Genomic DNA, 12,449 nt, shown 5'->3' with positions numbered 1-12,449 from the left:
AGCGCACGGCCCATGGCGCACCACGCCTCCGCGGTCCTTCGAGGCCGTGGGCGTTTGGCGCTCCTGCATCAGGGCCCCGAGGAGCGGACGGGCAGGTGACCTCGCGAGCCGCGCGGTGATGACGCGGTCGGGTCCACGGCGGCGTGCACTCCCCGCCACGTCGCGACACACACTCGGAGTTCTCGCCTTCTCACGTCCTTGGAATGGGGCGCAACTTCCGGCGCCACGCCCCGACAATGGAGGCAAGCCTCCCCGATCCTCAACTCGGCTCCCCCTCCCGAGGTCCTCCATGGTCCAGGTCACCCGTCCTTCCAGCCTCACGCCCACCACGCGGACGCGGGCCACACCAGAGGCGCCTGTCCAGACCAAGGCCGCGCGGGGCGTCAACGCCGTGGTGGAGGGTGACAGCTTCACGTCGAGCGCCCTGGCGGAGCGGCAGCGGCCGAACGCGCTGGCGCAGGTCAACGCCCTGCGCCTCCCCATCCCCTGGCCGGGGAAGGGCGAGGCGGACAAGATTGGCTGGATTCAGAAGGCGTATCCGCCCGCCAAGGACTCCACCGCGGAGTTCATGAAGCTCAACCAGGCCGTGCGCGCGGGCAAGAACGTGATGCCCGCCGAGGCCAAGGACTGCGTGTTCCTAGCGGTGGGCGGCCTGCTGTCCGAAGCGGCGCCCAAGCAGCTCTACTTCGACCGGAACCTGGACGCGCTGGAGGCCCAGGGCCTCCAGGTCGGCCGCGTCCCCGTGGACACGGACATGGGCGTGGAGCACAACGCGGCCCTCGTCCGGCAGGCGGTGCTCGAGGCCGCCAAGGACGGCAAGCAGGTGGTGCTCATTGGCCACAGCAAGGGCGGCCTGGACTCCGCGGCGGCCCTGTCCATGTACCCGGAGCTCCAGGAGCACGTGCGCGCCCTGGTCACCCTCCAGTCGCCGTACGGCGGTTCGCCCATGGCCCAGGACCTGTTGGACAACCCGCTCGTGCGCTACGGCGTGGGCGGCGCCATCGAGGCGATGGGCGGCAGCATCCAGGCCGGAGAGGACCTGACCTACGACTCGCGTAAGGCGTTCCTGGCCAGGCACCCGATGCCCCCGGGCATCCCCACCGTGTGCATGGCCTCCACCACCGCGAACCCCACGTCGCCGCTGTTCCCCGCCGAGCAGTACATGCACCAGCGCTACGACGTGAAGTCCGACGGCCTGGTGCTCCCGCAGGACGCGTTCATCCCCGGCTCCAAGTCCGTGACGCTGTCCGGCCTGGACCACCTGGACTCCACCGGCACGACGCTGAACCCGTTCAAGCCCTACCAGCCCGAGGACCTGACCCTCTCCCTGGTCGCGATGGCGCTGAACATGCCCAAGGGCGGCTGAGCGGCGGCCATGAGTGCCTGGGCCACACTCACGCCGTCGAACCAAGCCTCATGAGGACCTCGGCAACGCCGTCCGAGTGATGCGGACCCTCGTTGCGCATGGCGTGGAAGCCACACTTCTCGAGGACGCGGATCGACGCGAGGTTGTGGAGCGCGACCCACGCATGAAGCGGCCGTGCGGGCTCGAGCACCAGGAACTCCGAGAGGGCCTGGGTGGCGATGCCTTTGCCCCAATGCTCGCGGCCCACCCAATAGCCAACGAAGCGCCTGGCATCCTCTCCCCAACTGCCGATGTTCCCAACGACGACGCGCCCCATGACGATGGTGCGGGTGACGTTTTCAGGGCGGAGCACCTTGGTGCGCCAGTGGGTCATGAACGCATCGCGCTCCCGCGAGGAAAATGCGGCCATGCGCAGCGCCTCCGGGTCGCGCTGGTGCTCAAAGAAGATGGGGAGGTCTTCATCTGTGACGTCGCGGAGGAACATTTCGAAAAGGCTCCTTCCAGTCCGCGCCGCGAGGGAGGTCGCGAAGCGAATGGCGAAGGGGTTCTAGCTTCATGCGGGCATGACGAAGCGCGGGAAGCTTGTACGCAGGGCATGGACAAGCACCAACGCCCTGCTCCAGTGTGCGCGGCACCAACGCTCCGGACGCGGGGAACAAGGCATGAAGACGAAGCTCGCCGCGGTGACACTGGTTGCATCCCTGCTCACGTCGTCCGCCGCGTGGGCCGCGGTGACGGTGCGCTACCACAACCGCGACTCGCGCGACCACACGTGGTCCGTGGTGTGCAGCGGCGTGAAGACGTCGGTGACGTTCGGCAAGAGCCAGACGGCCTCCGTCACCATCCAGGGCTCCGGGCCCTGCGCCGTGAAGACGGACACGGGCACCGTGGTCCTCAAGGGCGGCGAAGACCTGGAAATCAAGGCCGGCCGCATCCAGGTGAAGTGAGCCCTCACCTGCCAGACAGCCATCATTTAGGCTAAATCCGGACCATTTTAACCTACTCCGGAACAAAATAAGCCCAGCCTGGATTGAATCTAGCCCCAGCTCGCCCCATACTGCATTGCGTCAGTCTTCCAGGTGGAGGCGCAATGAAGAAGTGGTTGGCGATGGCCCTTCTGGTGGGTGTGGGTGTGGCGGGCTTGCTGGTCGAACCGGCGGCGCAGTTGAAGCAAGGGGGCCCCATCAACACGGCGGACACGGCGTGGATCCTCACGGCCACCGCGCTGGTGCTGCTGATGACGCCGGGCCTGTCCTTCTTCTACGGCGGCATGGTGCGGCTGAAGAACGTGGTGTCCACGCTGCTGCAGAGCTTCATCGCCATGGCGGTCATCAGCCTGCTCTGGGTGGTGGTGGGCTTCAGCCTGTGCTTCGGCGACAGCTTCCATGGGCTCATCGGCGACCCGCGGACCTTCTTCATGTTCAGCGGCGTGGGCGGTGAGACGCACCCGGACCTGGCGCCCACCATCCCCTTGATGCTGTTCGCGCTGTTCCAGCTCAAGTTCGCCATCATCACCCCGGCGCTCATCACCGGCGCGTTCGCGGAGCGCGTGCGCTTCAAGGCGTACGTGCTCTTCATGGTGCTCTTCACGCTCGTCATCTACGCGCCGCTGGCGCACTGGACGTGGCACCCGGAGGGCTTCCTCCGGCAGTGGGGCGTGCTCGACTTCGCGGGCGGCACGGTGGTGCACATGTCCGCGGGCTTCGCGGCACTGGCCGGCGCGCTGGTGCTGGGCCGCCGCAAGGTGCACGTGGAGAACACGGCGCACACGCCCGCCAACGTCCCCTTCGTCATGCTGGGCACGGGCATGCTGTGGTTCGGCTGGTTCGGCTTCAACGCGGGCTCGGCGCTGTCGGCCTCGTCGCTGGCCACGCTGGCCTTCGCCACCACCAACACGGCGTCCGCGGCGGCGATGCTGGGGTGGATTGCCTTCGACTGGCTGCGGGGCCGCAAGCCCAGCGCCATGGGCGCGTGCATCGGCGCGGTGGTGGGCCTGGTGGCGGTGACGCCCGCGGCCGGCTTCATCACCGTGGGGCAGAGCCTCGTCGTGGGCCTCGTCGCCAGCTTCGTGAGCAACGCGGCGGTGCACTTCAAGAACCGCACCTCCGTCGACGACACGCTGGACGTCTTCCCCTGCCACGGCCTGGGCGGCGTGGTGGGCATGGTGCTCACGGGCGTGCTGGCCAAGGACGTGGGCCTCATCCACGGCGAGACGCGCACCTTCATGATGCACATGCTGGCGCTGGTGCTGGTGTCGGTGTTCTCCTTCGCCGGCTCGTTCCTGCTCTACAAAGTGGTGGACCGCATCGTCCCGCTGCGCGTCACCCGTGAGCACGAGGAAGAAGGCCTGGACCTGAGCCAGCACGGAGAGACGGTGGGCGAGTCCATCATCGCCCCCGTGCCGCAGCCCGCGCTCACCGCGACGACGGCGGTCGCCACGGGGCCGGCGCCGGACGCCTCCCGCGTGCCGCAGCCCGCCTGAGCCTCACCCAGGGCCCGTGTCTCGCGTGCCGCCGCTCGGAGCCCCGGGCGGCGGGCGCGTCTTCCGGTCTGGCGGTCCTGGCCTCCAGCATCCGCTCGCCTCCTTGGCAGGCTGCTGGTGGGGCGCCCCGTCCCGTCGCATGCCACGACCCGCCTGGGTGTGCCGCGACATCAGGAGGGTTGCCTCAGGGGGGGGTGGGAGGATGGAATGGGCGAAGTTTCCCCGGAATGCCCTGCCTGAGAGTCCCAGCCCCATGACCCAACCCGCTGATGGTGACCTCCGCATTGATGAGGTCCTGCGGAATACGTACAGGATTGTCTCCCTGCTGGGACGGGGAGGAATGGGCTCGGTGTACCTGGCCCAACACCTGCGGCTGCCCGGCAAGCAGGTGGCGGTCAAGGTGTTGCGTGGCGGCGACCACCTGACGCCCGAAATCTTCGCGCGCTTCCGCCGAGAGGCGGAGATTGCCTCGCGGCTGGGCCACCCCAACATCGTCGAGGTGCACGACTACGACACCCTGGAGAACGGCAACCCGTTCCTGGTGCTGGAGTACCTGCGCGGCGAGAGCCTCCAGGAGCGGCTGGAGCGCGGGCGCCTGCCCATGGAGGACGTGGTCTCCTTCACCCGGCAGATGGGCTCCGCGCTCCAGGCGGCGCACGGCGCTGGCGTCATCCACCGTGACTTGAAGCCGGCCAACGTGTTCCTCGTGCCCACCGACTCCGGCGGCGTGGTGGGCGAGCGCGTGAAGCTGCTCGACTTCGGCATCTCCAAGGTCCTCAGCTCCACGACGGTGCAGACGCAGGAGGCGACCATCATCGGGACGCCTCAGTACATGTCGCCCGAGCAGGCCCAGGGGAAGAACCGGGACATCGACGCGCGCACGGATGTGTTCTCGCTGGGGTGCATCGTCTACGAGATGATGGCCGGCAAGCCCGTGTTCGGCTCGGGCAGCCTCGCGCAGATGATCTTCCGCGTCGTCTATGAGCCGCCCGAGCCCCTGGCCCCGCTCTGTCCCGAGGCCACGCCGGAGGCCATCGCCGCGGTGATGCGCGCGCTCGCCAAGAGCGCGGATGAGCGCTACCCGGACGTCTCCTCCTTCATCGAGGACCTGACGGGCACGCCGCTGCACTCGCTGTCCACCGCGGTGGGAAACCAGCCCGCCCCGCGCCCCCAGGCCCCGGTGTCCGGAATCGCCCTGCCCTCCGCGGGCCCGGCCTCGCTGTCCGCCACCGCCCTGCCCGGGAGCCTCAAGGTGCTGCCGGACACGGGCCGCGAGGGCTTCGACTCCACGATGGCGCCCGGCACCGGCCAGCAGGGCTTCAGTCCGTCCGCCACGGGGCAGATGGGCGTGGCGCAGGCGCAGGGCGTCAATCCGTCCGCCACGGGGCAGATGGGCGTGGCGCAGCTGGCCGCCGCGTCGCGCATCGACCCGCCTGGCCTGGAGCCCACGCTCATCTCGAAGCAGGTCCCGGCCCTTCCCGTGCCGGAGCGTCCCGCCCAGCCGCACACGTCCGTGAGCGTCCCCGTGCCCATCCCGGGCGCCGCCGAGCCCCACGCCGCCGCGGCGCTGTTGTCCGCCCCGTCCACGCCGGCCTCGTCGCCCCCCGCGGCGAAGGGCCGCGGCGCCTTCATCGGCGCCACCGCGGCGGTCCTGCTGGCCTCCAGCGTGGGACTCGTCTGGTGGGTGAAGGGTGGCACCTCCGGCACGGGCTCGCCCACGACGCCCGTGGCGGACACCCGCGAGCCCCAGGGCGCGCGGCCGGCCAACGGCACCGAGCAGGCCAACGGCACCGAGCAGGCCAACGGCACCGAGCAGGCCAACGGCACCGAGCAGGCCAACGGCACCGAGCAGGCCAACGGCACCGAGCAGGCCAACGGCACACAGACTCCGCCGGACGCGGGCGCCCCGCAGCAGGTGGTCGTGGCCACCAACACCTCGCCCGACAAGCCGCCTTCGCGCCCGGTGACGCGCCCCGAGCCCAAGGAAGCGCTCCCCGAGCAGGTCCGCAAGCTGCTCAAGGACGGAGAGAGCGCGCTGGCCTCGGGTGACGCCAGCCGCGCCATCGCGCTGGCACGCAGCAGCCAGCGCGCGAAGCGCTCCATGGCGGCGTATTCGCTGCTCACCCGCGCCTACTGCCAGCAGAAGGACCTGGGCGGTGCGGTGAGCGAGTGGCCGAAGGTCGCGTCAGCGGAGCGTGCCAAGGTCAAGAAGTTCTGCCAGAAGCACGACATCGAGCTCTGAAACAGCGGGCCATCCAGGTAGGGGGGCTCTCATGCAACACGAGGTGATTCGCTTGAGAAACATGGTCGCAGTGATTGTCGCGGCAGTCGCGCTGGGGGCGTCGCAGGCCCTGGCCGCCGCGCCCGTGGAAGCTGGCAAGGTGTACTCTGGCACGGAGGGTGAAGAGGTGGCCGTGGTGCCGCTCACGCCCCGTTCCGACAAGAAGTTCATCCTGCGCGTGAAGGGCACGGGCTCGGAGTTCGACGGCCTGGTGTTCCCCTACGAGCAGAACGACTGGAGCACCCGCAGCACCGAGCAGTTCAACTACAGCACCCAGTGGCACGGCCGGAAGTACACGGCCCTGCACGTGCGGGACACGAAGTACGAGCTCTACGTGCCCGGCCGCCAGCGCTCCATCCGCCTGACCTACGACGAGAAGAAGACCGCCGCGCTGAAGCCGGAGGAGGTCTACGCGCAGCACCAGAAGCAGATGAAGGACGGCACCCTGGCGAAGCTGATGGCCTTCGACCGCAAGGGCGAGGAGTCCGGCCACGACAAGGAATATGCCGCCACCCTCCAGGAGATGAACAACGCGTGTGGCACGTCCGTGGCCGCCCGCATCGACTGGAGCAGCGTCAACGAGGACCTGCTCAAGGAGCTGAGCATCGCCAGCTACTGTGGCACGCCGCTGACCAGCCTCAAGGAGCTGTGCACCGCGTCCGCCATCGCGAAGCAGACCGTCCAGGAGAAGGTGAAGCAGGTGAGCTGCCGCTTCGGCTCCGCGCTGGAGCCCAAGCTCGAAGCGGACCGCGTCATCTGGACGACGACCCGGGACGCCAGCAACCAGGACAAGTTCGCCACCAAGTTCTTCAAGCAGCACCTGTAGCCGGAGCCTTCACGATGCGATTCCAGCGTTTCGCCTTCGCGGCGATGTCGTTCGCGTGTACGGCCGCCATGGCGGCCGAGCCCATCAAGCCCCCCTGGGGCAAGGAGTCGAACCTCGGCGAGAAGATGATGTTGGAGGCCACGTCGGTGTGCACCGACGGCAAGGGCCACTACGTCGCGCTCACGCCCGACGACGAGGACACCAACGCCGTCCTCTACTACGGCGATGAGAAGCAGTTCGTCCAGGTGCCCCACCCCGGCCCCTACACGTCGCCCACGTCCTTCCTGGACCCGCGCTTCTTCAACAAGGGGGCGAACCCCAACTTCCGCGGCATTGACTGGCGGGTGATGTCGAGCGTGGAGATAGACCGCAAGGAGCGCACCTGCGCCCTGGCGTGCGGGGAGAAGAAGATTCCCCTCACCATGCTGGACGGAGAGCCGGCCGCGGAGCTGCTGCGCAAGGCCACCTTCCAGCCCAACCCGCAGAAGTTCGTGCCCTATGCGCTGCTGCGCGACACCAAGGGCGTCTACTACTTCGTGGACCGTGGCTTCCACGAGGCCCAGAAGAAGAGCTACCGCGTCTTCATCGGGCCTCGTGGCAACCTGAAGGCCCAGAAGATGACCAACGTCATCTCCGACTCCGAAGGCGAGATCTTCTCCACCAAGCGCGGTGACCTCCGCCTGCTGCTCGACAAGGCGAAGCCCGCCTTGTGGATTGAAAACACCAAGCGCCGCCTGGAGCTGCGCCAGGTGCCCGTGGATGAGAACCTGCCGCTCATCTACAACGAGCTCGGTGTGTACGAAGGCGCCCGCCTGGGCACGCCCTGCGACGACCAGTAGCCGTCCGTCAACACCAGGGCCGGGAGCCGGCGTCCCACGGACGTCCTCCCGGCCCTTCGTGTCTCCAGCGTCAGCGGCTCACGACTTCGACGCAGCGGGCCAGACACCGTCCGGCCAACGCGCCGCGTCTCGTTGGACGTCCAAGGACGTTCATCCGTCCACGCGGTGACATGCGCGTCGGCGGGGGGACACTGGGACGGAAGTGGAAACGTGGCATGTTGCGCTCGCCATGGCCGTCAGCGTCTTCGACCTCTTCAAGATTGGAATCGGACCCTCCAGCTCGCACACCGTCGGGCCCATGCGAGCGGCGCGCACGTTCGCCCGGAAGCTGGCGGACACAGGCGTCTTGGAGCGGCTCACCCGGCTCAAGGTGGAGCTGTTCGGCTCGCTGGGCGCGACGGGCAAGGGCCACGGCAGCGACAAGGCCGTGGTGCTGGGCCTGATGGGCGAGACGCCGGAGGCCGTGGACGTGGAGGCCGTGCCCGCCATGATTTCCCGCTGGCGCGCGGAGGGCCGCGTGACGCTGCTCGGCCAGCGCGAGGTGACGTTCCGTGACGGCGAGCACCTGGTCATGCACCGCCGCCGCTCGCTGCCCTTCCACCCCAACGGCATGCGCTTCACCGCCTGCGGCGAAGACGGAGCGGAGCTGGCGTCGGCCATCTACTACTCCGTGGGCGGCGGCTTCATCGTCGACGAGTCCGCCGCCGCGGCGGGCAAGGACCCGCTGAGCAAGGACGCCACGCCGCAGCCTTTCCCCTTCCAGTCCGCCGCCGCGCTGCTGGCCCACTGCGAACGCGAGCGCATGAGCTTCAGCTCGCTCATGCTCGCCAACGAGAAGACCTGGCGCGACGAGGCGGAGATTCGCGCCGGGCTGCTGCGCATCTGGGACGTGATGCAGGCCTGCGTGCGCCGCGGCTGCACCAGCGGCGGCATCCTCCCCGGTGGCCTCAAGGTGGAGCGCCGCGCCGCGGGCATGTACCAGAAGCTCATCAGCCGCCCCGAGGCCGGCCTCACCAACCCGCTCACCGTGCTGGACTGGGTGAACCTCTACGCCCTGGCCGTCAACGAGGAGAACGCGGCGGGAGGCCGCGTCGTCACCGCGCCCACCAACGGCGCCGCCGGCATCATCCCCGCCGTCCTGCACTACTACTGGCGCTTCGTGCCCGGCGCGAACGAGGACGGCGTGGTGCGCTTCCTGCTCACCGCCGGCGCCATTGGCGTGCTGTACAAGGAGAACGCCTCCATCAGCGGCGCGGAGGTGGGCTGCCAGGGTGAGGTCGGCAGCGCCTGCTCCATGGCCGCGGGCGCGCTCACGGAGGTCTTGGGCGGCACCCCGCTCCAGGTGGAGAACGCGGCGGAGATCGCCATGGAGCACAACCTGGGCCTCACCTGCGACCCCATTGGCGGGCTGGTGCAGGTGCCCTGCATCGAGCGCAACGCCATGGCCTCCGTGAAGGCCATCAACGCCACGCGCATGGCCCTCTCTGGCGACGGGCGGCACTTCGTCAGCCTGGACAAGGTCATCCGGACGATGCGCGACACCGGCCGCGACATGAAGGACAAGTACAAGGAGACGTCGCGAGGAGGGCTGGCCGCCAACGTGCTGGAGGTGACGAACCTGAGCGTGGGCCTCCCAGAGTGCTGAGCCGCCAGCCATCTCCGTCGGAGTCGCTACGCTGTGCGTGGGTTGCGCGGAGCGCCGGACACGCTTTAAGACGCGCGGCAGGAACGCGGCCATCCCAGGCCGCTTCGTGAGGACCCACGCCCCATGCTCAAGAAGATTCTCGCCGGCCTCGCCGCCGTCATCCTGCTGTTCGTCGGCGTCGTCGTCACCCGTCCCGACACGTTCACCTATCAGCGCACCGCGGTGCTCCCCGTGTCCGCGGACATCGCCTTCGCGCTGGTGAATGACTTCCACCGCTGGACCGATTGGTCCCCCTGGGACGGCCTGGACCCCCAGCAGCAGCGCACCTACTCCGGCCCGGAGTCAGGCACCGGCGCGGGCTACGCCTGGGTGGGCAACGACCAGGTCGGTGAGGGCCGGATGACCATCACCGACAGCAAGACCAACGAGCAGGTCACCATCAAGCTGGAGTTCATCAAGCCCTTCGAGTCCACCAACACCACCACCTTCACCTTCAGCGCCGCCGAGGGCGGCACCCAGGTCGTCTGGGCCATGTCCGGCGAGAACAACTTCGTGAGCAAGGCCATGTCCCTGTTCATGGACATGGACGCCATGATTGGGAAGGACTTCGAGAAGGGCCTGGCGACCCTGAAGGACGTCGCCGTGGCCGACGCGAAGAAGCACGCGGAGCCCGTGGCCGCGCCCGCCGTGCCGTGATGCCCGCCTGACGCCGCGAGGTCCGAGCGCGCGGTGGTGGACACTGCCACGCGCGCGAGTGCCGACTCGCCGACGTCCCCCAAAGCCTCGTGGCCCGGGGAGGACGCCACCAGCGTAGACGGCGCCTTCACCTCTCTCGTTGGCGACAGGCCCCCATGAAACTGCGCAAGCCCTCGGCGAAGAGCCGGCCCACCACGCTCAAGAGCGAAAGCCTCGAACCCCACCGCATGCACGCGGAGGGGAAGGTCCTCACCACGGACCAGGGCATTCCCATCTCGGACACGGACAACTCACTGAAGGCCGGCATCCGCGGCCCCACGCTCCTGGAGGACTTCCACTTCCGGGAGAAGGTGATGCGCTTCGACCACGAGCGCATCCCGGAGCGCGCTGTCCACGCGCGCGGCGCGGGCGCCCACGGCTACTTCCAAGTCTACAAGTCGCTGGAGAAGGTCACCCAGGCCCGCTTCCTCACCGACCCGTCGCTGCGCACGCCAGTGTTCGTGCGCTTCTCCACCGTGGGCGGCTCGCGTGGCTCGGCGGACACCGTGCGCGACGTGCGCGGCTTCGCCACCAAGTTCTATACGGAGGAAGGCAACTTCGACCTGGTGGGCAACAACATGCCCGTCTTCTTCATCCAGGATGGCATCAAGTTCCCGGACTTCGTCCACGCCGTCAAACCCGAGCCGCACAACGAAATCCCCCAGGCGTCCTCCGCGCACGACTCGCTCTGGGACTTCGTCTCGCTCGTCCCCGAGACGACGCACATGGTGATGTGGCTGATGTCGGACCGCGCCATTCCGCGCAGCTTCCGGATGATGGAGGGCTTCGGCGTCCACACCTTCCGGCTGGTCAACGCGGCCGGCAAGGCGAACCTCGTCAAGTTCCACTGGAAGCCGCTGCTGGGCAACCACGCGCTCGTGTGGGACGAGGCCCAGAAGCTGTCCGGCAAGGACCCGGACTTCCACCGCCGCGACCTCTGGGAGTCCATTGAGCGCGGTGACTTCCCCGAGTACGAGCTGGGGCTGCAAATCATCCCCGAAGGCGACGAGCTCAAGTACGGCTTCGATTTGCTGGACGCCACCAAGCTGCTCCCCGAGGAGCTGGTGCCGGTCCAGCGCGTGGGCAAGCTGACGCTCAACCGCAACCCAGACAACTTCTTCGCGGAGACGGAGCAGGTCGCCTTCTGCGTGGCCAACATCGTCCCCGGCATCGACTTCACCAATGACCCGCTGATGCAGGCGCGGCTCTTCTCGTACCTGGACACGCAGCTCACGCGGCTGGGCGGCCCCAACTTCGCGGAGCTGCCCATCAACAAGCCGGTGTGCCCCGTCACCAACCACCAGCAGGACGGCTTCGGGCGGCAGACGATTCCCACGTCCCGCGCCAACTACCACCCCAACTCCCTGGGCGGCGGCTGCCCGGTGCTGGCCAACCCCGCCAAGGCCTTCCGCCACTTCCAGGAGCGCGTGGAGGGCCACAAGATTCGCGCGCGCAGCGGCAGCTTCAGCGACCACTTCAGCCAGGCCACCCTCTTCTACAAGAGCCTGTCGAAGCCGGAGCAGGAGCACCTGGTGGCCGCGCTCGAGTTCGAGGTTGGCAAGGTGGAGCGCGTGGAGATTCGCGAGCGCGTGGTGAACCAGATTCTGGTGAACGTGGACCCGGAGCTGGCCGTGCGCGTGGCGCGCGCCGCGGGCGTCACGCCGCCCAAACCCACCAGGCCCCCCAAGCCGCCCAAGGCCACGGGCCAGAAGGCGGCGCCCTCGGTGGAGACGTCCCCGGCGCTGAGCATGGAGCGCTCGCCACATGACTCCATCCGCACGCGCAAGATCGCGGCGCTGGTGTCGGACGGGTTCTCCGGCAAGGAGCTGGACGGCGTGCGAAAGGCGCTGGAGGAGCGGGGCGCCAAGCTGGAGGTGGTGGGCCCCACGCTGAGCCCGGTGACGAGCCAGGAGGGCCGGGAGGAGCGGCCCCTGCGGACCTTCTCCACCGCGTCCTCGGTGATGTACGACGCCGTCTACGTGCCCGCCGGCGAGCGGAGCGTCGCGGCCCTGCGGCGCGCGCCGCTGGCGGTGGACTTCGTGCGCGAGGCCTACGTGCACTGCAAGGCGCTGGCGCTCTCCGCGGACGCCAACGCCCTTTTGGACGCCGCGGGCGTGCGCGACCTGGAGGCGCCGCCGAGCAAGGGCCTGGACGCCACGCGAGGCGTCGTCCGCAGCGCGAAGGCGGAGACGAAGGGCTTCGGCCAGCTCTTCGCCGAGTCCATCGCCCGCCGCCACTGGGAGCGTGAGGCCCCGCCCCCGGCGTAGCTCAGCCG

10 protein-coding genes are annotated in these 12,449 nt (G+C 68.9%); 9 read left to right on the top strand and 1 reads right to left on the bottom strand.

Annotation, left to right across the window (positions count from 1 at the left end; all coding sequences use genetic code 11):
• The first annotated feature begins 289 nt into the window (after window positions 1-289).
• Window positions 290-1,366 (top strand): triacylglycerol lipase, encoded by a 1,077-nt coding sequence (locus HV826_RS29775; RefSeq protein WP_176420453.1) that lies wholly within the window; start codon window positions 290-292, stop codon window positions 1,364-1,366.
• A 28-nt stretch (window positions 1,367-1,394) separates the two neighbouring features.
• On the opposite strand, the gene HV826_RS29770 is transcribed toward HV826_RS29775, so the two are convergent.
• Window positions 1,395-1,850, bottom strand: coding sequence for a GNAT family N-acetyltransferase (locus HV826_RS29770; protein ID WP_176420452.1), 456 nt, complete (start codon window positions 1,848-1,850; stop codon window positions 1,395-1,397).
• Between the two features lie 178 nt (window positions 1,851-2,028).
• Between HV826_RS29770 and HV826_RS29765 the strand changes: the two genes are divergently transcribed.
• From HV826_RS29765 to HV826_RS29730, 8 genes are all read left to right on the top strand, one after another.
• On the top strand, window positions 2,029-2,313 hold the full coding sequence (locus HV826_RS29765; protein ID WP_176420451.1) for a hypothetical protein: 285 nt from the start codon (window positions 2,029-2,031) through the stop codon (window positions 2,311-2,313).
• 143 nt (window positions 2,314-2,456) lie between these two features.
• The gene (locus HV826_RS29760) at window positions 2,457-3,848 is read left to right on the top strand and encodes an ammonium transporter (protein WP_176420450.1); all 1,392 of its coding nucleotides are present in this window, start codon (window positions 2,457-2,459) and stop codon (window positions 3,846-3,848) included.
• Window positions 3,849-4,101: 253 nt separating this feature from the next.
• Entirely contained in the window at window positions 4,102-6,090 is a 1,989-nt protein-coding gene (locus tag HV826_RS29755) for a serine/threonine-protein kinase (protein WP_176420449.1), read from the top strand.
• Window positions 6,091-6,151: 61 nt separating this feature from the next.
• Complete coding sequence (locus HV826_RS29750; protein WP_255217484.1) at window positions 6,152-6,955, top strand: hypothetical protein; 804 nt, start codon at window positions 6,152-6,154, stop codon at window positions 6,953-6,955.
• 14 nt (window positions 6,956-6,969) lie between these two features.
• Window positions 6,970-7,794 (top strand): hypothetical protein, encoded by an 825-nt coding sequence (locus HV826_RS29745; RefSeq protein ID WP_176420447.1) that lies wholly within the window; start codon window positions 6,970-6,972, stop codon window positions 7,792-7,794.
• Window positions 7,795-8,023: 229 nt separating this feature from the next.
• Complete coding sequence (locus tag HV826_RS29740) at window positions 8,024-9,439, top strand: L-serine ammonia-lyase (protein WP_176420446.1); 1,416 nt, start codon at window positions 8,024-8,026, stop codon at window positions 9,437-9,439.
• Window positions 9,440-9,562: 123 nt separating this feature from the next.
• Entirely contained in the window at window positions 9,563-10,135 is a 573-nt protein-coding gene (locus tag HV826_RS29735; RefSeq protein ID WP_176420445.1) for an SRPBCC family protein, read from the top strand.
• A 155-nt stretch (window positions 10,136-10,290) separates the two neighbouring features.
• Window positions 10,291-12,441 carry a catalase gene (locus HV826_RS29730; protein WP_176420444.1) on the top strand — a complete coding sequence of 717 codons (2,151 nt, stop codon included), beginning with the start codon at window positions 10,291-10,293 and terminating at the stop codon, window positions 12,439-12,441.
• Window positions 12,442-12,449 lie beyond the last annotated feature (8 nt).

Source organism: Myxococcus sp. AM010, assembly GCF_013372585.1.
Lineage (GTDB): Bacteria > Myxococcota > Myxococcia > Myxococcales > Myxococcaceae > Myxococcus > Myxococcus vastator.
This window is presented reverse-complemented; position numbering and strand designations above follow the sequence as displayed.